We start from the raw sequence: 25,391 nt of genomic DNA on the forward strand, positions 1-25,391 counted from the left end.
AACTCGGTGCATTGCACCATGGCCCCGTGCCCCGGTGGAGCGTAAGCAGGCCGCTCCTGCACCATGACGATGCATCCTGGGGCGATGACGATATCTGGATGACCGGTGCAACATGATGATTGTGAAGGGATAACTCCGATTCTGGTCGGGCTGGCACGAGCCTTGCGATGGACTGGGCGTCCCATAACAAGTCCCATACGCAAGGAGTTCACCATGACCCCACGTCGTCCCGCCATGCGTCCCCACTGGCTGGCCGCCTCGCTGCTGAGCCTGGCCGTCGCCACCCCCGCCCTGGCCCAGGAGGAGCCCATCAAGGTGGGCATCCTGCACTCCCTCTCCGGCACCATGGCGATCAGCGAGACGGTGCTCAAGGACACCGTGGAGATGCTGATCGAGCAGCAGAACGCCGAGGGGGGCCTGCTGGGTCGCGAGCTGGAGGCGGTGGTGGTCGACCCCGCCTCCGACTGGCCGCTGTTCGCCGAGAAGGCCCGCGAGCTGCTCGCCCAGGAGGAGGTCGACGTCATCTTCGGCAACTGGACCTCGGTGTCGCGCAAGTCGGTGCTGCCGGTGGTCGAGGAACTCAACGGCCTGCTCTTCTACCCGGTGCAGTACGAGGGCGAGGAGTCTTCCGAGAACGTCTTCTATACCGGTGCCGCCCCCAACCAGCAGGCGATTCCCGCCGTCGATTACCTGATGAACAACGTCGGGGTGGAGCGTTGGGTGCTGGCCGGCACCGACTACGTCTATCCGCGTACCACCAACAAGATCCTCGAGGCCTACCTGAAGTCGCACGGGGTCGGTGGCGACGACATCATGGTCAACTACACCCCCTTCGGGCACTCGGACTGGCAGAACATCGTCTCCGAGATCAAGGCCTTCGGCAGCCAGGGCAAGAAGACCGCGGTGGTCTCCACCATCAATGGCGACGCCAACGTGCCCTTCTACCGGGAGCTCGGCAACCAGGGCATCGATGCCGCCGACATCCCGGTGGTGGCCTTCTCGGTGGGCGAGCAGGAGCTCACCGGCATCGACACCGCGCCCCTGGTGGGCCACCTGGCGGCCTGGAACTACTTCATGAGCGTCGATACCGACGCCAACTACGACTTCATCGACGCCTGGATCGAGCACACCGGCGACGAGATGGCGGTCACCAACGATCCCATGGAGGCCCACTACATCGGCTTCAACATGTGGACCGAGGCGGTGCGCAAGGCCGGCACCACCGAGGTCGACGCGGTCAAGGACGCCATCATCGGCGTGGCGGTGCCCAACCTCTCCGGCGGCTATGCGGCGATGATGCCCAACCATCACATCACCAAGCCGGTGCTGATCGGCGAGATCCAGGACAACGGCCAGTTCTCCATCGTCTGGGAGACGCCCTCCACCGTGGCCGGCGACGCCTGGTCCGACTACCTGGAAGGCTCCAGGGACCTGATCAGCGACTGGCGCAAGCCCATGGAGTGCGGCAACTACAACGTGGTGCGCGGCAGCTGCGGCGGCAGCCAGGCCGAGGAAGAAGCGCCCGAAGAATAAGCCCCGCCGACGTCCCCTCGGGCCGGGCGCTCGCCAGGGCCATCGCTATTGCCCAAAGCGAGGGGCGCCGGGGACAAGCCGAAGAGGAGGTCCTACGCCAGGGGTGAGGAGGATTCCTCCGAACGGGCTGGCCATGGATGGCCAGCACCGGCCCTGCAAGCGGAGCAGGACGCGAGAGCGCAGCAGGGCGTCGGTAGCGCCCAGGGATGGGTTCACAGCGCCTCCTCGCAGGCTTGTCGACGGAACAGCCCCGAGCGCGATACCACTGACATCGATAGCCCTGAGGTATGCGCGGACTTGGTTGACCCGAGATACGCCATCTCTTCATTTCCTACAGGACACGCCCATGAGGATGCTCCCACGCTTCCTGTCGGGCCTGCTGTGCCTCTGCCTGCTGCTCGGCCTGCCGCTGGCCGCCCAGGCGCAGGACGATCCCGGCCAGGCCCTGCTGGACCCCCTCGATACCGCCTCCTACGCCGACAAGGGCGAGGCGATCGAGGCCATCATTGCCAGCGGCGACGCGCGCAGCCGCCGTTGGCTCGAGGCGCTGCTCGGCGGCAAGCTGCAGCGTCACAAGGACACCGGCCAGTTCGTCGTGGTCGTCGAGAACCGCGGCCGCAGCTGGCCGGTGGTCGATGCGTTGAGCTTCGAGGACGCCGGCGAGATGTCGCGACGCGAGCTGGACCGTATCGGTATCAACAACGCCCTGCGCGGCCAGTTGCAGGGGGCGCTGGCGGTGCTTGACCTGCACGCCGACGAGGTTCGTGACCGACGCGAGGCGGCTCGCGAGCTGCTCGGCGACGTCGATGCCACCCTGGCCGAGCCGCTCCGTGCGGTCATCGACGGCGAGGAGGACGCCGAGGTGCGTCGCCTGCTCGAGCAGGCGCTGGCCATCCACCGCCTGGAAGAGGGCGATGCCGCGGCGGTGGACGCCCTGGCCGGCAGCCTGAATTCCCGGGTGCGCTCGGCGCTGAATGTCGCCAGCCGCAGCGAGGATCCCGAACTCGCCGCCGCCGCGACCTCGGCCCTGGCCGGTATCGAGCAGAAGATGAAGCTCAACCGCGGCCTGGAGACCCTCTACTTCGGCCTCTCGCTGGGCTCGGTGCTGGTGCTGGCGGCCATCGGCCTGGCCATCACCTTCGGCGTCATGGGCGTGATCAACATGGCCCACGGCGAGCTGATCATGCTCGGGGCCTACACCACCTGGGCCATGCAGCAGCTGCTGCCCGGCCAGCCCGGCCTGGCGCTGCTGCTGGCGATTCCGGCCGGCTTCCTGGTGGCGGCGCTGGCCGGGGTGGCCATCGAGCGCGGGGTCATCCAGTTCCTCAAGGGACGCCCCCTGGAGACCCTGCTGGCCACCTTCGGCGTCAGCCTGATCCTGCAACAGCTGGTACGTACCGTAATCTCGCCGCAGAACCGCACCGTGGTCTCGCCGGAGTGGATGAGCGGTTCGATCATGCTCAACGAAGGGCTCTCGTTGACCCTCAACCGTCTCTACGTACTGGGCTTCGCCCTGGTGGTGTTCGCCGGCCTGATGCTGGTGATGCGCCGTACCCGCCTGGGGCTGGAGGTGCGGGCGGTGACCCAGAACCGCGCCATGGCGCGCTCCATGGGCATCCGCGCCACCCGGGTCGACATCCTCACCTTCGCCCTGGGCGCCGGGGTGGCGGGACTGGCCGGCGTGGCGCTCTCACAGCTCACCAACGTGGGCCCCAACCTGGGTCAGAACTACATCATCGACTCCTTCATGGTGGTGGTGTTCGGCGGCGTGGGAAATCTCTGGGGCACCCTGGTGGCGGGCCTGTCGCTGGGGGTCATCAACCAGGTGCTCGAACCCTGGGCCGGTGCAGTGCTGGCCAAGATCGTCGTGCTCGTCTTCATCATCCTGTTCATCCAGAAGCGCCCCCGCGGACTCTTTCCGCAGAAGGGCCGGGCGGCGGAGGGGTAAAACGTCATGTGGTTGACCAGACCTTTCAACGAACGCTCGACCCGGCTGTTCCTGGGCATCCTGCTGGCCGCCCTGGCGCTGGTGACGGTGCTCAACCTGGCCGTACCGGCGGGCCATCCGCTGCACGTCTCCACCTATACGGTGACCCTGCTCGGCAAGTACCTGAGCTATGCGTTGCTGGCGGTGGCGGTGGACCTGGTGTGGGGCTACCTGGGCATCCTCAGCCTGGGGCACGGCGCCTTCTTCGCCCTGGGCGGCTATGCCATGGGCATGTACCTGATGCGTCAGATCGGCGACCGTGGCACCTATGGCGACCCGGTGCTGCCGGACTTCATGGTGTTCCTGGACTGGGACAGCCTGCCCTGGTACTGGCTGGGCTTCGACATGCCCGGGTTCGCCTTCCTGATGGTGCTGCTGGCGCCGGGCCTGCTGGCCCTGGTATTCGGCTTCCTGGCGTTCCGCTCGCGGGTCACCGGGGTCTATCTGTCGATCATCACCCAGGCCATGACCTTCGCCCTGATGCTGGCCTTCTTCCGCAACGAGATGGGCTTCGGCGGCAACAACGGCCTCACCGACTTCCGCGAGCTGCTGGGCTTCGACCTGAGAAGCGACGCCACCCGGCTGGGCCTGTTCCTCGCCACCGGCATCGCCCTGGCGCTGGGCTATGTGCTGTGCCGCGCCATCGTCGCCAGCAAGCTGGGCCGGGTCAGCGTGGCCTGCCGCGACGCCGAGGCGCGCACCCGCTTCCTGGGCTACCGGGTCGAGCGCTTCCAGCTGTTCGTCTTCGTGGTCTCGGCGATGCTCGCCGGCCTCGCCGGCGCCCTCTACGTGCCCCAGGTGGGTATCATCAACCCCAGCGAGTTCTCGCCGATCTTCTCCATCGAGGTGGTGCTGTGGGTGGCCCTGGGCGGTCGCGCGACCCTCTACGGGGCGGTGATCGGCGCACTGCTGGTCAATTACGCCAAGACGGTGTTCACCGGGGTGATGCCCGATGCCTGGCTGTTCGCCCTGGGCGGCATGTTCGTGTTGGTCACCGTCTTCCTGCCCAAGGGCATCGCCGGCCTGTTGACCTATCGTTTCCAGAACCAGCGCCTGACGCATCGGCGCGAAGGTGAGGGCGCCACCACGACTACCGGCAGGGGGGTCTCCGCATGAGCTTTATCAAGTCCCTGGCCGACAGGGAGCGCGTCTTCGATTTCCTGGTCCCGGCGCAGTCCCCGGTGGACGTGCGCCACGGCCCCATCCTCTACCTGGAGGACGTCAGCGTCAGCTTCGACGGCTTCAAGGCCATCGATGATCTCAGCCTGACCATCGACGACGGCGAGCTGCGCTGCATCATCGGCCCCAACGGCGCCGGCAAGACCACCATGATGGACATCATCACCGGCAAGACCCGGCCCGACAGCGGCTCGGTGTGGTTCGGCAGCCGCCACGACCTGCTGACCCTGAACGAGCCGGAGATCGCCAGCCTCGGCATCGGCCGCAAGTTCCAGAAGCCCACGGTCTTCGAGGCGCTGACGGTGTTCGAGAACCTGGAGCTGGCCATGGCCGCCGACAAGCGCATCCTGCCCACGCTGACCGCGCGCCTGACCGGCGAGGGTCGCGACCGCATCGAGGAGGTGCTCGACACCATCGGCCTGGTCGAGCTGCGCCACGCCTCGGCGGGCATCCTCTCCCACGGCCAGAAGCAGTGGCTGGAGATCGGCATGCTGCTGATGCAGCGGCCGCGCCTGCTGCTGGTGGACGAGCCGGTGGCCGGCATGACCGAGCAGGAGATGGAGCGCACCGCCGAGTTGCTCACCGGCCTGGCCGGCAAGGGCAAGCAGTCGGTGGTCGTCGTCGAGCACGACATGGGCTTCGTGCGCTCCATCGCCCGCACCGTGACGGTGCTCCACCAGGGGAGCGTGCTGGCCGAGGGCAGCATGGACCGGGTCTCCAGCGACCCGAAGGTGATCGAGGTCTATCTCGGCGCCGAGGTCGAAGAGGAGGTGGCCTGATGCTCCGTATCGACAAGCTCAACCAGTACTATGGCGAGAGCCATACCCTCTGGGACCTGGACCTCGAGGTGCCGGCGGGGCAGTGCACCTGCGTGATGGGTCGCAACGGGGTGGGCAAGACCACCCTGATGAAGGCGATCATGGGCGAGGTGGCCGCGGCCGCCGGCAGCGTCCGCTATGCTGATGAGGTGGAGCTGACCCGAAAGCGGGTGGAGGAGCGCTCGCGGCTGGGCATCGGCTATGTGCCCCAGGGCCGGCAGATATTTCCGCTGCTCACCGTCGAGGAGAACCTGCGCACAGGGCTAGCCGCGCGGCGCGACGGCGGGCGCACCATTCCGGCGCGCATCTTTGAGCTGTTTCCGGTGCTCGAGGAGATGAAGCATCGTCGCGGCGGCGACCTCTCCGGCGGCCAGCAGCAGCAACTGGCCATCGGCCGGGCGCTGGTGATCGAGCCCCGGTTGCTGATCCTCGACGAGCCGGGGGAGGGCATCCAGCCCAATATCGTCACCCAGATCGGCGAGGTGATTCGCCGGCTGATCCGTGAGGACGGCCTGACGGTGCTGCTGGTGGAGCAGAAACTGCCCTTCGCCCGCAAGTATGCCGACCGCTTCGTGATCATGGACCGCGGCCGACCGGTGGCCGGGGGCGAGATCGGCGAGCTCTCCGATGCCTTGATCAAGGAGCACCTCACGGTATGACAGCCTTCGTGACCCTTGCCCCCGACGCTTCACCCTCCGGCCATCGCTTCGATGCCGGCCGTCGCTGGGCGGCATCGCTTGAGCTCGCCTTCGACAAGCGCAGCGGGGCGACCCGCATGACCCAGTCCCGCCATCGCGGGCCGTTGCGGGTCCAGCGTCCCTTTTACCCCGAGGGCCGGGAAGGCGCCTGCCATGTCTACCTGCTTCACCCGCCGGGTGGCCTGGTCAGCGGCGATACCCTGACGATCACCGCCAGGGTGGGCAGCGGCGCCCGGACGCTGCTCACCACGCCGGCCGCCAACAAGCTCTACCGTGCTGACAGCCACGGCGTGGCCTGGGCCCAGCAGACCCGTCTCGAGGTGGCCGATGGCGGCATTCTCGAATGGCTGCCCCAGGAGACCATCGCCTTCGACGGCTCGAGGGGCGAGCAGTGCACCACCATCGCGCTCGAGGGCCAGGCACGCTGCCTGGGCTGGGAGGTCCTGGCCCTGGGCCGCCCGGCGAGCGAGTTGCCCTATGTTTCCGGGCGCATCGACCAGCGCTTTCGCCTGGTGCGAGACGGCCGGCCGCTGTGGCTGGAGCGCCAGCCGCTGGACCCGCGTCACCCGCGCTTTGCCGGGCGCTGGGGGCAGGGCGGCGCCAGCGTCCAGGCGACCCTCTGGGCGGTGGGCCTCGAGGACGAGGCCGGCGCCGTGGAGGCGTTGCGCGCCGCACTGCCCGCGAGGTCACGCTGGGCGGTGACGGTGCGTCACGGCGTCTTGCTGCTGCGCTACCTGGGCAACGATCGCAACGAGGCCTGGGCGCTGTGCGAGGCGGCCTGGAAGGTATTGAGGCCGTGGCTGACCGGCCGCGAGGCCTGTGTGCCGCGGATCTGGAGGACATGAGAAGGCTTTTGCGAAGGCTTTTGGGGTCAGACCCCGGCGGAGGCGTTTCCGCAAGCAATCAGCAGAAAACGGGCTTTGGTGTAATGGCTGGGGTCTGACCCCAAAAGCCCTCGGCGCTGGCGGTCCCTATGGGGTCAGACCCCGGCGGGGGCCGGTGCGGCGGGAAAGGTGCACTACGACAGGCATGGCGACTTGGCCGGGGTCTGACCCCATAGGGGCCATGCCGTCGACATAGGCAGCGAACGGGAAGCCGACACCGAGAAAAGCGTGGGGAGGCACCCCAAAAGCCGCCAGGCGCCGTTCTTACACCTTGAGGAGATACACCCATGGAACTGACCCCCAGAGACAAGGACAAGCTGCTGCTGTTCTCGGCGGCGCAGCTGGCCGAGCGACGCCGGGCGCGCGGCCTCAAGCTCAACTACCCCGAGGCGGTGGCGCTGATCAGCTTCGAGATCATGGAAGGCGCCCGCGACGGCCGCAGCGTCGCCGAGCTGATGAGCGTCGGCCGCGAGATCCTGACCCGCGACGACGTCATGGAGGGCGTGGCCGAGATGGTCGACGAGGTGCAGGTGGAGGCCACCTTCCCGGACGGCACCAAGCTCGTGACCATCCACGACCCGATTGTTTGAGCTCACCCCTAACGCGACGAAGGAGCACTCCATGATTCCCGGTGAGTATCAGTTACAGGACGGCGAGATCGAGCTCTGCACGGGGCGGCAGCGGATCACCGTCGAGGTGGCCAACACCGGCGACCGGCCGATCCAGGTCGGTTCCCACTACCATTTCGCCGAAACCAACCCCGCCCTGCGCTTCGATCGCGACAAGGCCCGTGGCTGCCGCCTCGACGTGGCCGCCGGCACGGCGATCCGCTTCGAGCCGGGCCAGTCGCGCGAGGTCACGCTGATTCCCTTCGTCGGCCGCCGCCACATCTACGGCTTTCGCGGCGAGGTGATGGGAGCGCTCGACGGGACAGCGAAAGGAGACACGCCATGAAGATCAGCCGTCAGGCCTATGCCGACATGTACGGTCCCACGGTGGGCGACCGGGTGCGCCTGGGCGACACCGAGCTGTGGGTCGAGGTGGAGCGCGACGCCGCCCACTACGGCGACGAGGTGAAGTTCGGCGGCGGCAAGGTGATCCGCGACGGCATGGGCCAGAGCCAGCGTCACGATGACAGCGTGATGGACACCGTGATCACCAATGCGCTGATCCTCGACTGGTGGGGCATCGTCAAGGCCGACGTGGGGATCCAGGCCGGGCGCATCGCCGCCATCGGCAAGGCCGGCAATCCCGACACCCAGCCGGATGTCGAGATCGTCATCGGCCCGGGTACCGAGATCATCGCCGGCGAGGGCAAGATCCTCACCGCCGGCGCCCTGGACGCCCACATCCACTTCGTCTGTCCGCAACTGGTGGAAGAGGCGCTGATGAGCGGCATCACCACCATGCTCGGCGGCGGCACCGGGCCGGCCACCGGTACCAATGCCACCACCTGCACTCCCGGCCCCTGGCACATCGGCAAGATGCTCCAGGCGGTGGACGACCTGCCGATGAACATCGGCCTGCTCGGCAAGGGCAATGCCAGCCTGCCGGACGCGCTGGAAGCGCAGCTCGAGGCTGGCGCCATGGGGCTCAAGCTGCACGAGGACTGGGGGACCACGCCGGCGGCCATCGACAACTGCCTGAGCGTGGCCGAGAAGTACGACGTGCAGATCGCCATCCACACCGACACCCTGAACGAGTCGGGCTTCGTCGAGGATACCCTGGCGGCCTTCAAGGAGCGTGGGATCCATACCTACCACACCGAGGGCGCCGGGGGCGGGCACGCGCCGGACATCATCACCGCCTGCTCCAAGCCCTACGTGCTGCCGTCGTCCACCAACCCGACCCGGCCCTATACGGTCAACACCATCGACGAGCACCTCGACATGCTGATGGTGTGCCACCACCTCGACCCCAACATCCCCGAGGACGTGGCCTTCGCCGACTCGCGTATCCGCCGCGAGACCATCGCCGCCGAGGACATCCTCCACGACCTGGGGGTGATCTCGATGATCGCCTCCGACTCCCAGGCCATGGGGCGGGTCGGCGAGGTGGTGTGCCGCACCTGGCAGACCGCCCACAAGATGAAGGTGCAGCGCGGCTTGTTGCCCGAGGACGAATCGCTCGGTGCCGACAACTTCCGTGCCAGGCGCTATATCGCCAAGTACACCATCAACCCCGCGATCACCCATGGCATCGCCCACGAGGTGGGCTCGGTGGAGGCCGGCAAGCTGGCCGACCTGGTGCTGTGGGACCCGGCCTTCTTCGGCGTCAAGCCGGCGCTGATCCTCAAGGGTGGGATGATCGCCGCCGCCCCCATGGGCGACCCCAACGCCTCGATCCCCACGCCCCAGCCGGTGCACTACCGCTACATGTTCGGCGCCTTCGGCCGCGCCGCGAGCCAGACCCGGCTGACCTTCGTCAGCCAGGCGGCGCTGGACGCCGGCGTCAAGGAGCGGCTGGGCCTGGCGAGCGAGCTCTCGGCGTGCAAGGACGTGCGCGGCGTGCGCAAGGCCGACATGAAGCTCAACGACGCCTGCCCGCACCTGACCGTCGACCCGCAGACCTACGAGGTGCACGCCGACGGCGAGCTGCTGACCTGCGAGCCGGCCACCGAGCTGCCGCTGGCGCAGCGCTATCATTTGTTCTGAGCTACGAGCTACGAGCTACGAGCGGCTCGAGGCCCGTGGCTCGAAGCCCGAGACTGAGGTAGACGATGCTGAAACTGACCGAACGCCTGGGCCCCATCGCGGCGAGCCAGGCTACCGACACCCTGACGCTGCCCTATGAGCTGCGCATCCGCGGGCGACTCAAGGCGACGAGCGACAGTGGCCGTGAGCTGGGCCTCTTCCTCGACCGCGGCCCGGTGCTGCGCGACGGCGAGGGCTTGCGTGCCGAGGACGGCGCGGTGGTGCGCATCCACGCCGCCGTCGAGCCGGTGGTCACCGCGCGCATCGCCGCGGGGCTGCCGCTGGCCCGGCTCGCCTACCACCTGGGCAACCGCCATGTGCAACTGGCGCTGGGTGAGGACGAGCCCCCTTCACGAGGGCAGGGCTGGGTGCGCTTCCCTCCGGACCATGTGCTGGAGGAGCTGGCCGAGCTGCTGGGGGCGACGCTCGAGCATCACGAGGCACCCTTCGACCCCGAGCCGGGTGCCTATACCCAGGGAGGGCACTCGCATGGTCATTCGCACCCGCATGGCCACGCCCATGATCACGACCATGACCATGCATACTGAGTGGCCTGGCGAAGCGGGGCAGACGCAGGATGATCTGGCGTTGCTGGGGCTGCTGCAACTGGTCAGCCCGGCCCTGCCCATCGGCGCCTTTGCCTTCTCCCAGGGCCTGGAGAGCGCCTTCGAACTCGGTTGGGTCAGCGACGAGGCGAGCCTCGGCGAGTGGCTCGCCGGCGTACTCGAGGACGGCCTGACCCGCTGCGAACTGCCGCTGCTGGCGCGACTGCAGGGGGCCTGGGCCGCGGGAGACGCCGAGCGAATCGCCGAGTGGGACGCCTGGCTCGCCGCCAACCGCGAGACGGCGGAGCTTGCCGCCGAGGACGCACGGCTCGGGGCATCGCTGGCACGTCTTCTCGGCAGCCTCGAGTTGCTGCCGAGCGAGCCGCCGCTGCCGCCGGGGGCCGGCTATGTGACGGTCTTCGCCTGGACGGCGCAGGTGCGCCGCGTGCCGGTGCGCCAGGCGCTGCTCGGTTTCGCCTGGGCCTGGCTCGAGAACCAGCTCGCCGTGGCCTGCAAGGCGCTGCCGCTCGGTCATACCGCCGCCCAGCGCCTGGTGGAGCGGTTGCGCCCGGCGCTGGTGACGGCGGTGGACGCGGCGCTGACGCTGGAGGATGACGACCTGGGCCCGGCATTGCCCGGCCTGGCGCTGGCCAGTGCCCTGCACGAGACCCAGTATTCGCGGCTGTTTCGGAGCTAGAGGGAAGAGGGAAGAAGTGGAGCCTTGGGGGGGCAGACCCTGAGGCATCCCCAGAAATATTTAAGCATTATCAATGCGTTGAGAATGGATGGGTGGCAGGCTGCCAGCGCTGCAGGGGTCAGACCCCGGCGGCGTCGAATCCGCTCGCAAGACGCACCATGACGGGCTTCGCGACTTGGCTGGGGTCTGACCCCATAGGGGCAGCCTCGGCGCCTTTTTCGGCGAACAAGCTGTCAACGTCGAGAAAAACGTGGGGTTCGTCAGGGTCTGACCCTGAGGAATTCCCAGGAGTCTTACTGAAAAATCAGTATGTTGAGGATGTTCTGGCGGTGGACTGCCAGCGCTGGGAGGCCCTAGGGGGTCAGACCCCGGCGGCGTCGAATCCGCTCGCAAGACGCACCATGACGGGCTTCGCGACTTGGCTGGGGTCTGACCCCGTAGGGGCGGGCCTCGGCGTCTGGTAGATCGCGACTGGGATGACCCTGAGAGAATGAAAGTGATTGATAGCACAGGAGCAACGACATGACACATTGCCTGCGCGTAGGCGTCGGCGGCCCGGTGGGCTCCGGCAAGACGGCGCTGCTCAAGCAGCTCTGCCTGGCGCTGCGCGACCACTACGATATCGCCGTGGTCACCAACGACATCTACACCCGCGAGGACGCCGACTTCCTGCTCAAGCACGAGGCGCTGCCGGCGGACCGCATCCTCGGTGTCGAGACCGGCGGCTGCCCGCACACGGCCATCCGCGAGGATGCCTCCATGAACCTCGCCGCCATCGATGACTTACAGGCGCGCCACCCGGATCTCGAGCTGGTGCTGGTGGAGTCCGGCGGCGACAACCTCTCGGCCACCTTCAGCCCCGAGCTCTCGGATCTCACCCTCTACGTGATCGATGTCTCCGCCGGCGACAAGATCCCGCGCAAGGGCGGCCCCGGCATCACCAAGTCCGACTTGCTGATCATCAACAAGATCGATATCGCCGAGCAGGTCCACGCCTCGCTCGAGGTGATGGAGCGCGACTCGCGGAAGATGCGCGGCGAGCGGCCCTTCGTCTTCACCAACCTCTACGACGGCGTCGGCCTCGAGGAGATCATCCGCTTCATCCTCGACCGCGGCATGCTCCCGGAGCGTCGCCCCCGGCTCGCCACCACCAGCGCCTGATCCCGTCAACCACCGATTCAAGGATTACCCAGGAGATTGCCCTCATGACACGTCATCTTTTCATCGTTTTCCGCGCGGCACTGGTTGCCGTTGCCGCCCTGCTGCTCGGCGCCGGCCTGGCCGTGGCGCATTCCGGGCACGAGGCCCCGGCGGTGCACAGTCATACCGGGAGTCCGGCACTGCTGGCGGTGATCGCCATGTCACTGCTGGGCGTCGCGGCCCTGGTCGCCTTGACCCGCTTCATCGTGCGCCGCCTGAGGCTGCGCCGGCAACCGTGATCGTCTCCAGCGGTACAGCTGCAGCGCCCGGCCTCGGCCGGGCGTGCTGCGTCATCGCATCCGGCAGGATATGCTGCAGCTGTCGGCGCCGCGGGGGCGTCGTCGCCGGGGATGCCGGGAAAGGAGTCCAGGATGCGATCGTTCGGTGGCCGCCGTGGCGCGCGGTGGAGGAGAGGAGGCATGTGGCCATGGCTGGTCGTGGCGCTGCTGGGGGCCTGGGTCGCCATGGGTGCCTGGCAGCGTTTCAAGCCGCTGCCGGAAGGGATCGGACACGCCTGGCCGCAGCGCCCCGCCGCGGGAGTGCGCTTTCTCGCCGACGAGACCTGGGTCGACGCCGCGGGTGAGCGTCGGGTCCACGGCGAGATATTCGACGAGGTGCTTGCGCTCATCGGCCAGGCCAGGCGGCTGGTGGTGCTCGACATGTTCCTGTTCAACGATTTCGCCGGCGCGGCGGAGAGCGACGGCTTCCGCCCGCTCTCGGCGGAATTGACCGAGGCGCTGATCGAGCAGCGGCGGCGTCACCCCGGGCTCATGGCGGTGCTGATCACCGACCCGCTCAATACCCTCTACGGGGGGCTCGACCTCGACCACCTACACGCCCTGCGCGAGGCCGGGGTGACGGTGGTGCTGACCGACCTGAACCGGTTGCGTGCCTCCAACCCGCTCTGGTCCGGCCTCTGGCACCTGGGGCCGCGCTGGCTGGGCAACGGCAGCGAGGGGGGCTGGCTGCCCAATGCCCTGGGACCCGGGCGGGTACCGCTGCGCAGCTACCTGGCGCTGCTCAACTTCAACGCCAACCACCGCAAGAGCCTGGTGGTCGACCAGGGGGACGGCTGGGCGGGGCTGGTCACCTCGGCCAATCCCCACGATGCCAGCAGCCTGCACGGCAACGTGGCATTGCGCTTCGAGGGCGCGGCCGCACTCGACCTGCTCGATGCCGAGCGCCCGGTGGCCGGCTGGTCGGGCGTGGCGCTGCCCGCCCCCCGGCCACCCGTGGCCACCGCCGCGGCCGGTACGGCGCACCTCCAGGTCCTCACCGAGGGGACGATTCGCGATGCCCTGCTGGCCGCCCTGGCGCGGGCCGAATCCGGCGACAGGCTCGATATCGCGGTCTTCTACCTCGCCCACCGCGGCGTGATCGAGGCCCTGCTGGCGGCCCACTCGCGCGGTGCCGACATCCGGGTACTACTCGACCCCAACCGCGATGCCTTCGGCCTCGAGAAGGGCGGCATTCCCAACCGGCCGGTGGCGCGGGAGCTCCATGAAGCCGGCATCGCGGTGCGCTGGTGTGCCACCCGCGGCGAGCAGTGCCACAGCAAGCTGCTGCTGCGACGGCCGGCGGGGGAGGGCGAGGCCGAGATGATCCTCGGTTCGGCCAACTTCACCCGGCGCAACCTCGACGACCTCAACCTGGAGACCAGCGTGCGCCTGGTCGGGCCGGTCGAGACGCCGGCGCTGCGCGAGGCCGGCGACTTCTTCGAACGGCGCTGGCACTCGACGCCGCAGCGGGTCACCAGCGAGCCCTTCGCGGCCCACGACGAAGCGACTACCTGGCAGCGTCTGCGCTATCGGGTGATGGAGGCCACCGGCCTCTCGACCTTCTGAGTCCGCGACTTGACAGGGCTGGGCGCCCCGGCCAGCTTGGAAGGGGCCGATTCGACAGGGAGAGACGGCATGGACAAGCTGCTGCTGGCGGTGAAGATCGCGATCACGGTGCTGGTGCTCATCCTCTTCGTGCAGAACATCGCCGTGGTGGAGGTGCGCTTTCTGACCTGGAGCCTCACGCTGCCCCTGGCGCTGGTGCTGGTGGTGATCTACCTGCTCGGCATGGTGAGCGGCCGGAGCCTGATGGGGCTGATGCGCCGCCTGCGCGCCGACCGCGGCCGGGGGCCGCGGCACTGAGTCTCAGGCTCAGTCCACGTGGGTCACCGCCTGGCGCCTGGGGTCGATATGCCAGGGCAGGCCGAGGCGGGCGTTGCGCTCCAGCTCGGCGATCACCTGGGCCCCCAGCAGCAGGATGATGGCGCCGACCTCCAGGCTCAGCAGCACCACGATCAGGGTGGCCAGCGAGCCGTAGACCGCGTTGACGAGTGACAGGTTGGCGAAGTAGAACACCAGCAGCAGGCGCACCCCCTCCCACAGCAGGGCGGCGACGAAGCCCCCTACCACCGCCCGCCTCAGCGCGATCTTCACCACCGGCAGCACCTTGTAGATGGCGCTGAACAGCAGGAAGACCCCGAGGAAGCTGGTCAGGTTGAGCATCGGCTCCGAGAGCCCCGCCATCGGGAGCTCGCGGTCGAACAGCGCCAGCCAGAGGGCATTCAGGGAACTCGCCAGGGTCACCAGCAGGGTCAGGGCCAGCAGCCCCGCGCCGAGTACCAGCATGAAGGCATAGGGCATCAGCACCGAGACCCAGACGCTGCGGCCGGCATGGTGGGTGTCGGGGGCATGGAAGATGATCGCCAGGGCGTCTTCCAGCATGCGAAAGGCGAAGGAGCTGAACAGCAGCAGCACCGGGAAGCCGAGAATGCCGATGACGTCGCGGGAGTCGAGCAGGGCGCGCACCGCCTCGATCAGCACCTCGGCATGGGCGGGGGCCAGGTGGCGCGCCTGGATCGCCAGCACCTCGAGCAGGTGCTGCTCGTCCACCACCCGGGCCAGCAGCACCACCAGCAGGGCGAACAGCGGCACGACGGAGAGCAGGATGTTGTAGCCCACGCCGCCGGCGAGCAGGATGCCGCGGTTGCGCAGGAAGGCACAGAGCACCCGCCATAGGAAACCGACCACCCGCGGCAACAGGGTGAAGGCGAGGTGATGCGAGCGGAGAGGGGGCGGGGAGTCCGTCATGTGCCATGTCGTCCATGAGGCTGTCAGGGCATCATACGCCGGTAGCGACGATCGCCGTCAATCATGCCCGCGCCGAACCCGTGCATGGCATGTCGTCGGCCGGGACAGCATAATGAGCGCCACCGGCAGTCGTTCGGACCTTCGCCGGTGCGTGGCTCGACCGGTCAGCCGGACATCATTTTTCTTCCGTCGACGAGGCATCATGGCCAAATTCGAAGTGATCGGTACGGCGAGCATCCCCGGTCGGGGCGGCGAGCTGCGGCTGCTGCAGCGCAATGACGAGTTCTCCATCCGCATCGCCGGCAAGAGCGGCGAACTGATGAACACCCGCCTGCATGGTTCCGAGGATGCCCTGGCCAAGCTGGCCTGTGCGCGCCTCGCCGACCGCTCCGGCGTGCGGGTGCTGATCGGCGGGCTGGGCATGGGGTTCACCCTGGCCGCGGCGCTGGCGACCCTGGGCGACGACGCCGAGGCGGTGGTCGCCGAGCTGGTGCCCGGGGTGGTGGAGTGGAACCGTGGCCCGCTCGGCGCCGCCGCCGGCCATCCGCTCGACGATCCCCGCACCCGCGTCAGCCTGGGCGACGTGGGCGAGCTGCTGCGTCGGGAGCCCGGCGGCTTCGATGCCATCATGCTCGACGTCGACAACGGCCCCGAGGGGCTGACGCGCGAGGAGAACGACTGGCTCTACTCGCCCCGGGGGCTGGCCGCCGCCCAGGAGGCGCTGCGCCCGGACGGCGTGCTGGCGATCTGGTCGGCGGGCCAGGACCCGGCCTTCACCGAGCGCCTGCGGCGAGTCGGCCTGCTGGTCGAGGAGGTCATGGTACGTGCCCATCGCCCCGGCAAGGGGGCGAAGCACCGGATCTGGCTGGCCTGCTGAGATGCGACCGGGCGCCGCCGGTTTCCGGGCCCTGCCGCTGCTGCTCGCCGCGCTGCTGCTGAGCGGCTGCGCGGGGCGTATCGTGCCGCCCTCGGCCCCCGTCGATCCGGTCGATATCTACCTGCTCGACCATGGCCGCCATGCCAGCCTGGTGCTGCCGCGGCAGGGGGGCGGGGTGGTGCGCTACAGCTACGGGGAGTGGGGCTGGTATGTCGAGGGCAGGCGGCACCTGCCGGCCGCGGTCTCCGCGATGCTGTGGCCGACGGCCAGCGGGCTGGGGCGCGGTGTCCACGAGGAGATCGACTCGCCCCACGACCTCCATCGGCTGGCGCCGGAGGGCCTGGTGGGCGTCTATCCCCTCCAGGCGGAGGCGGCGCGGGTAGCGGCACTCCGGCGCCGGCTCGATGCCCACTTCCAGGCGGAGGGCGTGACACCGACCTACAGCGCCGAGTTCGACCTCGAGTTCGTGCCCTATCCGCGCGCCTACTGGCTGAGCCACCAGTCCAATCTCGTCGTCGCCCAGTGGCTGCGGCGGCTGGGCGTCGAGGTCAAGGGGGTGCCCTGGCTCTCCAACTGGCGCATCGAGGCGCCGCCCGAGGCCCCCTGACGGTACCCGAAAGCGGGTACAATCCACCTCCCTGCAGCCCACCCGAGACCCGCCATGACCATGTCCGATACCCCATCCGCCGCCGGTAACGCCCCCGGCGCCGAGGAGCGCCTCTCCAAGCGCCTGGCGCGGCTGCTGCCCTGCTCGCGTCGCGAGGCTGAGCAGTACATCGCCGGTGCCTGGGTGCTGGTCGACGGCCGGGTCGTCGAGGAGCCGCAGTTCAAGGTCGGCGACCAGCGTGTCGAACTGGCCCCCGGGGCCAGGGCGGAGGCGATTCCCCCGGCCACCCTGCTGTGCCACTGCCCGCCCGACCACGACGCGGCCGATGGCGCTGCCCTGGCCAGGTCGCGGATCACCCCCGCCACGCACTGGGGGGAGGACCCCAGCGGGCGGCGTCCGCTCAAGGCGCATTTCCGCGGCCTGGCCGCGATGCTGCCGCTGATGCCGGGGGAGGGTGGGCTGCAGGTCTTCACCCAGGACCGCGGGGTGGCCAGGCGGCTCGACGAGCAGGTCGCCCGGCTGGAGCAGGAGTGGCTGGTCGAGGTGCGTGGCACCCTGCACGAGGAGCAGATGGAGGCGCTGCGGCGTGGCTCGGCGGTCCCGGGGCGACGACTGGCACCGGCCCGGGTGAGCTGGCAGAGCGAGACCCGGTTGCGCTTCGCCCTGAAGGGCATGGTCCCGGGCCAGCTCGAGGCGATGTGCACCGGGGTGGGGCTGACCGTACTCTCGGTCAAGCGGCTGCGCATCGGCGGGGTCTCCCTGGGGCGGGTGCCGATGGGCGAGTGGCGCTACCTGAAGCCCGGCGAACGCTTCTGAGGGGCGGGCCACTCGCTTTCCCCTCCTGCGATCGCTATGTATGCTGAGCGTGTTGCACCCATTGCCGCGCGGCCCAGCCGGTCGGTACCGATTCGCAGCCTGAATCCGAGAGGAGACGTCGCATGCCGGAAACCTCGCAGACTTCATTTTTCAAGGACAATCGTGCCAGGGGGCTGGCCGCGGTGGCGGTCGTGGCCGTCATCTGGGCACTGTTCGCCCAGTCCAGCGCCAGCTCCCACAAGGAGGAGCGTGAAGCCCTGGAATCCCGGCTCTCCGCCCTGGAGAGCGAGAACGAGACACTGAGTGGCCGGCTCGCCGAACGCGAGGAGACCGAGGCGGACATCGAAAGCCTCGAGGCGCGCCTGGCGGAGCTCCGCGACGAGCAGGAGGGCGCCGAGGCCGAACTCGAGCGGGCGCAGCTCGAGGTCGCCGCGGCCAAGGCCGAGCTCGAGGAGATGCAGGCCTCGCGTGAGACGGTGACGGCCGATGTCGAGGGGGCCGAGGCCCGCCTGAGCGAAGGCCAGGAGGCACTGGCGGCACTGCAGCAGGAGTACGACGAGACCGACCTGGCCCGGCAGGAGGCCGACCAGGCTCGCCAGGAAGCGGAAGCCGCCCGCCAGGAAGCCGAGCAGGCGCGCCAGGAGGCGGAGGCGGCCCGGCAGGAGGCCGAGGAGGGTCGTCAGGAAGCCGAGCAGGCCCGCGAGCAGGCCGCCGCCGACCTCGAGGCGCTGCAGGGCGAGATCCAGGAGGCCGAGGCGCGTCTCGAGTCACTGGGTGACGAGATCGCCGAGCGTGAATCGCAGCGCGATGCCCTGGCCGACGAGCTCGGCCGGCTCGAGCAGCAGCGCGAGACCCTCGAGGGGCAGCTCGAGGCCGTCCGCCAGGAGCAGGGCGAGGCCGAGGAGGCCCTGCAGCAGACCCGCAGCGAGCGCGATGATCTGCTGGTGGCCATCGAGATCGGCCGCGAGGAGGTCGAGGCCATCGAGGCGGAGATCGAGCGCCGCGAGACGCAGCTCGAGCGGCTGGAATCGCAGCTCAACGCCTGGCGCACCGAGCTGGCCGAACTGGAGGCCAACCTGCAGGCCGGCCAGGCCCTGGAGGCCGAGCAGGAGCAGGAGTGACACCAGCGTCGAGCCGAGGAGTGCGGACGGCGAGCCTGGCTCGCCGTTCGTGTTTTCGGACCCCATTGCGTGGCCCGGGACCCTGGCGGGTATACTGGGCGTCTAGCCGCCATCGGCGGCCCAGCCCAACAGCATTGAGGAGCGAGTCGTGATCGAAGGGGTCAAGCATATCGTCGCCGTGGCATCCGGCAAGGGCGGCGTAGGCAAGTCCACCGTCACCGTCAACCTGGCGCTGGCCATGGCCGCCGAGGGCTATCGCGTGGGCATCCTCGATGCCGACATCCACGGGCCCAGCCAGGCCCAGATGCTGGGCGTGGGCGAGGGCGTGCGTCCCCAGTCCGCCGGCGAGAATCGTTTCCGGCCGCTTCAGGCCCATGGGCTCCAGGCCATGTCCATGGCCTTCATGGTCGACACCCGCGAGCCCATGGTGTGGCGCGGCCCGATGGTGGCCGGCGCCTTCCAGCAGCTGCTGACCCAGACCGCCTGGGACGACCTGGACTACCTCTTCATCGACATGCCGCCGGGCACCGGGGACATCCAGCTGACCCTGGCCCAGAAGGTGCCGGTGAGCGGCGCGGTGATCGTCACCACGCCCCAGGACATCGCCCTGCTCGACGCCCGCAAGGGCATCGAGATGTTCCGCAAGGTGAACGTGCCGGTGCTGGGCGTGGTGGAGAACATGAGCTTGCATATCTGCTCGAAGTGTGGTCACGGCGAGCCGATCTTCGGCGAGGGCGGGGGCGAGCGCATCGCCGCCGAGTACGAGACCCGGGTGCTGGGACAGCTGCCACTTACCCTGTCGATCCGCGAGCAGGTGGACGGGGGGCGACCCACGGTGGTGGCCGAGCCGGACGGCGAGGTGACGGCCAGCTTCCGCGACATGGCGCGCCAGGTGGCCGAGCAGCTCCAGAGGCAGTCGCCCGACGGGCCGACCATCTCCTTCAGCGACGATTGACTCCCAAAGCGAGAGGCGCCGGGGACAGGTCGAAGAGGGGGTCCTATTCCAGGGGTGAGGCGGAATCAGAAGAACGTCCAGTGAATGTTCTTCCCGCCGAACGGGTTGGCCATGGATGGCCAACCCCGGCCCTGCAAGCGAAGCAGGATGCGAGAGCGCAGCAGGGAATAGGTAGCGCCCAGGGAAGGGTTCACAGCGCCCCCTCGCAGACCTGTCGCCGGAACAGCCTCGAGCGTTACCGCCATCTGCGATAGCCTTGGGCGATTGACAGGTCGGATGACGCCTGCACCCAGGGCCGCTATCATGGCGGCCCCGATTTCTCCTTTTGTTACCCCACCAGGACGTTCCGATGAGCATCAAATCCGACAAGTGGATCCGCCGCATGGCCGAGCGGGAAGGCATGATCGAGCCCTTCGAGGCCGACCAGGTGCGCTATGTGAACGATCGTCGGGTGATCTCCTACGGGACCTCCAGCTACGGCTACGACGTGCGCTGTGCCGACGACTTCAAGGTCTTCACCAACATCCATTCGGCGGTGGTGGACCCCAAGGCCTTCGACGAGAAGAGCTTCGTCGACATCAAGGGCGACGTCTGCGTCATCCCGCCCAACTCCTTCGCCCTGGCGCGCACCGTCGAGTACTTCCGCATCCCGCGCAGCGTGCTCACCATCTGCCTGGGCAAGTCGACCTATGCCCGCTGCGGGATCATCGTCAACGTCACGCCGCTCGAGCCGGAGTGGGAAGGCCACGTGACCCTGGAGTTCTCCAATACCACCAACCTGCCGGCCAGGATCTACGCCAACGAGGGGGTGGCGCAGATGTTGTTCCTGGAGTCCGACGAGGAGTGCGCGATCTCCTACAAGGACCGCGGCGGCAAGTACATGGGGCAGCGGGGGGTCACGCTCCCCCGCACCTGACCCCGGGCTGCGCCCGGAGCTTCCAGCTTACACCTCTTGATCCTCGTCGAGCTCCTCGGCGGCGTCGGCGTGGGACATGCGCAGGCCCTGGGGCGGCAGCGGCTGGCCATCGAAGGTGACGCCCTCGGCGCCGAGCTGCAGGCGCCCCTCCAGGAACCACTTCACGGCGATGGGGTAGATCAGGTGCTCGCGGGCGTGGACCTTCTGCTTGAGGCTCGCTTTCGTCTCGTCGTCGGCGACGGCCACGGCGGCCTGCAGCGCCACCGGGCCGCCGTCGAGCTCCTCGGTGACGAAGTGCACGCTGCAGCCGTGCTCGGTCACGCCATCGGCCAGCGCCCGGGCATGGGTGTTCAGCCCCTGGTAGGCGGGCAGCAGCGAGGGGTGGATATTGAGCATGCGCCCCAGGAAGCGCTGCACGAAGCGCGGCGAGAGGATGCGCATGAAGCCCGCCAGGACGATCAGGTCGGGCTCGTGGCGCTCGATCACCTTGATCAGGGCGCCGTCATAGGCATCCCGGCTCTCGTACTCGCGGTGCGGCAGCACCACGGCGTCGATGCCGGCGTCCCGGGCGCGCTGGAGGCCGTAGGCGTCGGGCTCGTTGGAGATCACCGCGACGATCTCGCCGCCCAGCTCGTCGTGGGTCTGGGCGTCGATCAGCGCCTGGAGGTTGCTGCCGTTGCCGGAGATCAGCACCACCACCCGGCGGGCGTCGGTGGGTTCCGGGGTGAACTCCTTCAGGGTATCGCTCTGGTAACCGGGTTCGCTCATGCCTCGATGTTCTCCAGTTGCACCGGCTCCTCGTCGCCCTGGCGCGGGGTGATCTCGCCGATGCGGTACACGGTCTCGCCCTGGGCCTGCAGGTGGGCACGGGCCTGGTCGGCCTGGTCGGCGGGGACCACGGCCACCATGCCGATGCCGCAGTTGAGCACGCGATGCATCTCGTGCGCGTCGACGTTGCCCTGCTGCCGCAGCCAGTCGAACACCGCCGGGCGGCTCCAGCTCGAGACGTCGAGGCGCGCGGCGAGGCCGTCCGGCAGCACCCGGGGGATGTTCTCCAGCAGCCCGCCGCCGGTGATGTGGGATAGCGCGTGCACGGCGACGCCGCTCTCCCGGATCAGCGACAGCAGCGGCTTGACGTAGATACGGGTGGGTGCCAGCAGGGCAGCGCCCAGCGGCTGGCCGTCGATGGCGGTATCCAGGTCGGCACCGCTGACCTCGAGGATCTTGCGGATCAGCGAGTAGCCGTTGGAGTGCGGGCCCGAGGAGGCGATGCCGAGCAGGACATCGCCCGCGGCGACCTTGCTGCCGTCGAGGATCTCGGACTTCTCCACCACGCCGACGCAGAAGCCGGCCAGGTCGTAGTCGCTGCCCTCGTACATGCCGGGCATCTCGGCGGTCTCGCCGCCCACCAGGGCGCAGCCGGCCTGGGCGCACCCCTCGCCGATGCCGGTGACCACGTCGGCGGCGATGTCCACGTCGAGCCTGCCCGTGGCATAGTAGTCGAGGAAGAACAGCGGCTCGGCGCCGGCCACCACCAGGTCGTTGACGCACATCGCCACCAGGTCGATGCCGATGGTGTCGTGGCGGCCCAGGTCCATGGCCAGGCGCAACTTGGTGCCCACCCCGTCGGTGCCGGAGACCAGTACCGGCTCACGGTAGCCGGCAGGCAGCTGGCAGAGCGCACCGAAGCCGCCCAGCCCGCCCATCACCTCGGGGCGGGTGGTGCGCCTGGCCACGCCCTTGATGCGATCGACCAGGGCATTGCCGGCGTCGATGTCGACACCGGCATCCTTGTAGCTCAGCGAGGGGCGGGAAGTGGAATCGGTCATGACCTGTCCTGTGTAAGATGGCTGTCGGGGCGTCGTCGGCGTGGCGCGCCGGTGGCAGCTGCCGGCCGACGCGCAGTGGGCAAGATCGGGGCGTGAATTGTAGCATCATGATGCAGGGCTGGCAGCCGTCGGCTGGCCTGCATTGCCAGGGTCAGGCATCCGTCACAGGGAGGCAGCGATGCGCAGAGAATGGTGGGTGGTGGCCGGCGTGGCCGCGGTGGGACTCTGGTTCTTCATCAGCATCGAGCCGGTACTGATGCCGTTCTTCGTCAGCATGGTCCTGGCCTACCTGGGCGACCCCCTGGCCGACCGCCTGGAGGAGTCCGGGCTATCGCGACGCCTGGCCGTCTCCGTGGTGTTCCTGCTGCTGACCCTGATCGTCGTGCTGACCCTGTTGCTGGTGGTCCCGGTGCTGGGCCGCCAGCTGGGCCAGGTGATCGAGTCGGTGCCGGCGATGCTCAATTGGGTGCAGAGCACCGTGGTGCCGCGTGTCCAGTCGCTGACCGGCCTGGACCTGAGTACCGATATCGACCAGATGCGACAGGCGGTCGTCGACAACTGGAAGGAGACCGGCACCTTCGCCGCCAGCCTGCTGGCCCAGGTCTCGCGGTCGGGACTGGCGTTGGCGGCCTGGATCGGCAACCTGGCGCTGATCCCGGTGGTCACCTTCTATCTGCTTCTCGACTGGGACATCATCGTCGAGAAGCTGCGAGGCGCCCTGCCGCGCCGTTGGGAGCCTGCCGCGGTGCGTCTCGCCGGCCAGTGCGACGAGGTGCTGTCGGCCTTCCTGCGCGGCCAGCTGATCGTGATGCTCTGCCTGGGGGTGATCTATGCGGTGGGGCTGACCCTGCTGGGCGTGCGTTTCGGGATGCTGATCGGCATGCTGGCCGGCCTGGCCAGTATCGTGCCCTATCTCGGCGTGATCGTCGGCATCGCCGTGGCCGGCATCGTGGCCTTCTTCCAGTTCGGCGACTGGCTGAGCCTGCTCGGGGTCGCCGCCGTCTTCGCTTTCGGCCAGGCCGTCGAGAGCGTGGTGCTGCAGCCCAAGCTGCTCGGCGACAAGATCGGGCTGCATCCGGTGGCGGTGATCTTCGCCGTGCTGGCGGGGGGCAACCTGTTCGGTTTCACCGGGGTCCTGCTGGCGCTGCCGGCGGCGGCAGTGATCATGGTACTCTTGCGGGAACTCAACGAGCGCTACAAGAACAGTACCTTGTACGACGACAGAACGCACCGCACCGACGACGAGGAGTCGACATGAGCCGAGCACCCGCGCAGCTGCCGTTGGGCGTGGGGCTGCGTGACGATGCCACCTTCGCCAATTTCCTTTCCGGCGCCAACGCCTCCCTGGTCGACCATCTCGTCCATCAGCTCGACGACGGGGGTGAACCCTTTCTCTACCTCTGGGGCAAGCCCGGCGTGGGGCGCAGCCACCTGCTGCAGGCGGCCTGCCATGCGGCGTCCGACCGGGACCGGCGGGCCCTCTACCTGCCGCTGGAGGAGCTGGGGCATTTCCCGCCGCTGATGCTCGAGGAGGTCGAGCGCCTGGACCTGGTGGCCATCGACGACCTGGAGCGGGTGGTCGGTCGCAAGCGCTGGGAGGAGGCGCTGTTCCACGCCTTCAACCGGCTGCGGGATGCCGGCAAGCGGCTGGTGATCGCCGGCGAGGCCGCCCCCCGACAGCTGCCGGTGCGGCTCCCCGACCTGGCCTCGCGGCTGACCTGGGGCATGACCTTCCAGGTCCAGGGGCTGGATGACGAGCAGCGGCTGGCGGCGCTGACGCTGCGCGCCCGGGGCCGCGGCATGCAGTTGCCCGACGAGGTCGCCCGCTACATCCTGCACCGCGGGCCCCGGCGGCTGGGCGAGCTGTTCGAGGCACTGGAAACCCTCGACAGCGCCTCGCTGTCGGCCCAGCGCAAGCTGACCATTCCCTTCGTCAAGCAGGCGCTTGGCTGGTAGGCATTGTCTGATACCTGCCTGCGCTCGTCGAGGCCTCAGACGATGCCTTTGCTCACTCCTCCCGGCTGCACAGCCACTCGGTGTCGAAGCGGAAGGCGTTGAGGATATCGTCCTGGGTGAAGCCGTAGCCCGCCAAGGTATCCTCCCATTCCTGGGTATTGCGGTAGTCGAGCAGCACCTCGTCGAAGGCGTCGCGCAGCGTCTCCGCGTCCGGCGGGAAGGTGAAGGCCCCCCAGCTGCGCACGATCTCGCCGTCGATGACCGGGTCCTCGAAGTTCTGCACCACCTCGACCTTGGAGTCCTGGGCATCCAGCTGGCTCACGGTGAGTCCCGTGCCGGCATAGGCGTCGACCTTGCCGCCGAGCAGGGTATCGATCGCCGCCTCGTTCTCGCCGATCTGGATCACCTGGTCGTCCGGCACCCCGAGCGCTTGCATGATACCGACCTGGGTCGCCCCCTCCAGCACCGCCACGCGGATGTCGTCGCGCTCGGCGAAATCGGCATAGCCGGCGATCTCCAGCGGATTGGCCGCTCGCACCAGCAGGCCCTCGCCGTAGGAGGTGTTGGGGGCGGAGAACAGCACGCGCTCGCAGCGTGATGGACGGATGGCCATCTCGGCGGCGGCCATGTCGAAGCGACCTTCCTCGAGGCCGGGAATCAGGTCGCCGAAGGAGGTCTCGATCCATTCGATCGACTCGATGCCCAGCTCGTCCATCAGGCGCAGGGCGACCTCGGGGCCCGCCCCGCGGGGCTCCCCGTGCTCGTCGATATAGCCGTAGGGCACCTCATTGGCCACGGCGATGCGGATACTGCCGCGTTCGCGAATCTCTTCCAGGGTTGCGGCACTGGTATCGGCACCAGCCAGGCCGAACAGTAGCGCCGTGATGGCCAGTCGCATCGGCCAGCCGGTTCTGCTGTCGTTGCGCATGGGCGAACGTCCCTCCGTGGGTGATGGCCCCGAGTTTCGCCGCGGGCCTGAGAGCCTTAGGCATCA

27 protein-coding genes are annotated in these 25,391 nt (G+C 68.7%); 23 read left to right on the forward strand and 4 right to left on the reverse strand.

Translation table 11 applies throughout. The features are described 5' to 3' along the window. Positions 1 to 234 precede the first annotated feature (234 nt). The 15 genes from urtA (at position 235) to MKP05_RS10385 (ending at position 14,375) form a co-directional block, all read left to right on the forward strand. A complete protein-coding gene (gene urtA / locus MKP05_RS10315) occupies positions 235 to 1,533 on the forward strand; it encodes an urea ABC transporter substrate-binding protein (RefSeq protein ID WP_439108980.1) in 1,299 nt (432 codons plus the stop codon). A 346-nt stretch (positions 1,534 to 1,879) separates the two neighbouring features. Further along, entirely contained in the window at positions 1,880 to 3,481 is a 1,602-nt protein-coding gene (gene urtB, locus MKP05_RS10320; protein WP_240568207.1) for an urea ABC transporter permease subunit UrtB, read from the forward strand. Between the two features lie 6 nt (positions 3,482 to 3,487). Continuing rightward, a complete protein-coding gene (gene urtC / locus MKP05_RS10325; protein WP_240568208.1) occupies positions 3,488 to 4,636 on the forward strand; it encodes an urea ABC transporter permease subunit UrtC in 1,149 nt (382 codons plus the stop codon). Further along, positions 4,633 to 5,478 (forward strand): urea ABC transporter ATP-binding protein UrtD, encoded by an 846-nt coding sequence (gene urtD / locus MKP05_RS10330; RefSeq protein WP_240568209.1) that lies wholly within the window; start codon positions 4,633 to 4,635, stop codon positions 5,476 to 5,478. Before urtC ends, urtD begins: the two co-directional genes overlap by 4 nt. Next, on the forward strand, positions 5,478 to 6,176 hold the full coding sequence (urtE, locus tag MKP05_RS10335; protein WP_110283896.1) for an urea ABC transporter ATP-binding subunit UrtE: 699 nt from the start codon (positions 5,478 to 5,480) through the stop codon (positions 6,174 to 6,176). The genes urtD and urtE overlap by 1 nt, the downstream gene beginning before the upstream one ends. Further along, a complete protein-coding gene (locus MKP05_RS10340; RefSeq protein ID WP_240568210.1) occupies positions 6,173 to 7,060 on the forward strand; it encodes an urease accessory protein UreD in 888 nt (295 codons plus the stop codon). Before urtE ends, MKP05_RS10340 begins: the two co-directional genes overlap by 4 nt. A 326-nt stretch (positions 7,061 to 7,386) precedes the next feature. Next, complete coding sequence (locus MKP05_RS10345; protein WP_110283898.1) at positions 7,387 to 7,689, forward strand: urease subunit gamma; 303 nt, start codon at positions 7,387 to 7,389, stop codon at positions 7,687 to 7,689. Between the two features lie 31 nt (positions 7,690 to 7,720). Further along, entirely contained in the window at positions 7,721 to 8,053 is a 333-nt protein-coding gene (locus MKP05_RS10350; protein WP_240568211.1) for an urease subunit beta, read from the forward strand. Further along, positions 8,050 to 9,753, forward strand: a complete 1,704-nt coding sequence (gene ureC / locus MKP05_RS10355; protein WP_240568212.1) for an urease subunit alpha — start codon at positions 8,050 to 8,052, stop codon at positions 9,751 to 9,753. The genes MKP05_RS10350 and ureC overlap by 4 nt, the downstream gene beginning before the upstream one ends. A 65-nt stretch (positions 9,754 to 9,818) precedes the next feature. Next, on the forward strand, positions 9,819 to 10,340 hold the full coding sequence (gene ureE, locus MKP05_RS10360; protein WP_110283901.1) for an urease accessory protein UreE: 522 nt from the start codon (positions 9,819 to 9,821) through the stop codon (positions 10,338 to 10,340). Next, positions 10,330 to 11,034 (forward strand): urease accessory protein UreF, encoded by a 705-nt coding sequence (locus MKP05_RS10365; RefSeq protein ID WP_110284036.1) that lies wholly within the window; start codon positions 10,330 to 10,332, stop codon positions 11,032 to 11,034. The genes ureE and MKP05_RS10365 overlap by 11 nt, the downstream gene beginning before the upstream one ends. A gap of 522 nt (positions 11,035 to 11,556) precedes the next feature. Continuing rightward, positions 11,557 to 12,195 carry an urease accessory protein UreG gene (ureG, locus tag MKP05_RS10370; RefSeq protein ID WP_110283902.1) on the forward strand — a complete coding sequence of 213 codons (639 nt, stop codon included), beginning with the start codon at positions 11,557 to 11,559 and terminating at the stop codon, positions 12,193 to 12,195. A gap of 44 nt (positions 12,196 to 12,239) precedes the next feature. Continuing rightward, entirely contained in the window at positions 12,240 to 12,473 is a 234-nt protein-coding gene (locus MKP05_RS10375; protein WP_240568213.1) for a hypothetical protein, read from the forward strand. A gap of 180 nt (positions 12,474 to 12,653) precedes the next feature. After that, positions 12,654 to 14,078 carry a phospholipase D-like domain-containing protein gene (locus tag MKP05_RS10380; protein WP_240568214.1) on the forward strand — a complete coding sequence of 475 codons (1,425 nt, stop codon included), beginning with the start codon at positions 12,654 to 12,656 and terminating at the stop codon, positions 14,076 to 14,078. Positions 14,079 to 14,147: 69 nt separating this feature from the next. Next, a complete protein-coding gene (locus tag MKP05_RS10385) occupies positions 14,148 to 14,375 on the forward strand; it encodes a lipopolysaccharide assembly protein LapA domain-containing protein (RefSeq protein WP_240568215.1) in 228 nt (75 codons plus the stop codon). A 9-nt stretch (positions 14,376 to 14,384) separates the two neighbouring features. On the opposite strand, the gene MKP05_RS10390 is transcribed toward MKP05_RS10385, so the two are convergent. Then, positions 14,385 to 15,320 (reverse strand): YihY/virulence factor BrkB family protein, encoded by a 936-nt coding sequence (locus MKP05_RS10390; RefSeq protein WP_240568216.1) that lies wholly within the window; start codon positions 15,318 to 15,320, stop codon positions 14,385 to 14,387. A gap of 202 nt (positions 15,321 to 15,522) precedes the next feature. On the opposite strand from MKP05_RS10390, the gene MKP05_RS10395 reads away from it, so the two are divergent. The 6 genes from MKP05_RS10395 to dcd all read left to right on the forward strand — a co-directional run bounded on the left by MKP05_RS10395 (position 15,523) and on the right by dcd (position 20,612). Beyond that, positions 15,523 to 16,197, forward strand: a complete 675-nt coding sequence (locus MKP05_RS10395; RefSeq protein WP_240568217.1) for a spermidine synthase — start codon at positions 15,523 to 15,525, stop codon at positions 16,195 to 16,197. 1 nt (position 16,198) lies between these two features. Then, positions 16,199 to 16,804 (forward strand): hypothetical protein, encoded by a 606-nt coding sequence (locus MKP05_RS10400; protein ID WP_240568218.1) that lies wholly within the window; start codon positions 16,199 to 16,201, stop codon positions 16,802 to 16,804. Between the two features lie 54 nt (positions 16,805 to 16,858). Then, positions 16,859 to 17,620: an RNA pseudouridine synthase gene (locus tag MKP05_RS10405; protein WP_240568219.1), complete on the forward strand. Its 762-nt coding sequence runs from the start codon at positions 16,859 to 16,861 to the stop codon at positions 17,618 to 17,620. Positions 17,621 to 17,742: 122 nt separating this feature from the next. Further along, a complete protein-coding gene (locus MKP05_RS10410) occupies positions 17,743 to 18,741 on the forward strand; it encodes a coiled-coil domain-containing protein (RefSeq protein ID WP_240568220.1) in 999 nt (332 codons plus the stop codon). Between the two features lie 133 nt (positions 18,742 to 18,874). Next, positions 18,875 to 19,696 carry an iron-sulfur cluster carrier protein ApbC gene (gene apbC, locus MKP05_RS10415; protein WP_338072352.1) on the forward strand — a complete coding sequence of 274 codons (822 nt, stop codon included), beginning with the start codon at positions 18,875 to 18,877 and terminating at the stop codon, positions 19,694 to 19,696. Between the two features lie 349 nt (positions 19,697 to 20,045). Further along, the gene (gene dcd / locus MKP05_RS10420) at positions 20,046 to 20,612 is read left to right on the forward strand and encodes a dCTP deaminase (protein WP_240568221.1); all 567 of its coding nucleotides are present in this window, start codon (positions 20,046 to 20,048) and stop codon (positions 20,610 to 20,612) included. Positions 20,613 to 20,639: 27 nt separating this feature from the next. Here the strand turns inward: dcd and purN are convergent, their stop codons facing one another. Then, positions 20,640 to 21,380, reverse strand: a complete 741-nt coding sequence (gene purN / locus MKP05_RS10425) for a phosphoribosylglycinamide formyltransferase (RefSeq protein ID WP_240568222.1) — start codon at positions 21,378 to 21,380, stop codon at positions 20,640 to 20,642. Continuing rightward, positions 21,377 to 22,441 carry a phosphoribosylformylglycinamidine cyclo-ligase gene (purM, locus tag MKP05_RS10430; RefSeq protein WP_240568223.1) on the reverse strand — a complete coding sequence of 355 codons (1,065 nt, stop codon included), beginning with the start codon at positions 22,439 to 22,441 and terminating at the stop codon, positions 21,377 to 21,379. Before purM ends, purN begins: the two co-directional genes overlap by 4 nt. Before the next feature lie 178 nt (positions 22,442 to 22,619). Here purM and MKP05_RS10435 point away from each other — a divergent pair, with 178 nt between their 5' ends. Both MKP05_RS10435 and hda read left to right on the forward strand, forming a co-directional pair. After that, positions 22,620 to 23,699 (forward strand): AI-2E family transporter, encoded by a 1,080-nt coding sequence (locus MKP05_RS10435; protein ID WP_240568224.1) that lies wholly within the window; start codon positions 22,620 to 22,622, stop codon positions 23,697 to 23,699. Continuing rightward, positions 23,696 to 24,397: a DnaA regulatory inactivator Hda gene (hda, locus tag MKP05_RS10440; RefSeq protein WP_240568225.1), complete on the forward strand. Its 702-nt coding sequence runs from the start codon at positions 23,696 to 23,698 to the stop codon at positions 24,395 to 24,397. Before MKP05_RS10435 ends, hda begins: the two co-directional genes overlap by 4 nt. A gap of 52 nt (positions 24,398 to 24,449) precedes the next feature. Here the strand turns inward: hda and ehuB are convergent, their stop codons facing one another. Then, positions 24,450 to 25,325, reverse strand: coding sequence for an ectoine/hydroxyectoine ABC transporter substrate-binding protein EhuB (ehuB, locus tag MKP05_RS10445; protein ID WP_240568226.1), 876 nt, complete (start codon positions 25,323 to 25,325; stop codon positions 24,450 to 24,452). Positions 25,326 to 25,391 lie beyond the last annotated feature (66 nt).

This window comes from Halomonas flagellata, from assembly GCF_022487945.1.
Classification (GTDB): domain Bacteria; phylum Pseudomonadota; class Gammaproteobacteria; order Pseudomonadales; family Halomonadaceae; genus Halomonas; species Halomonas flagellata.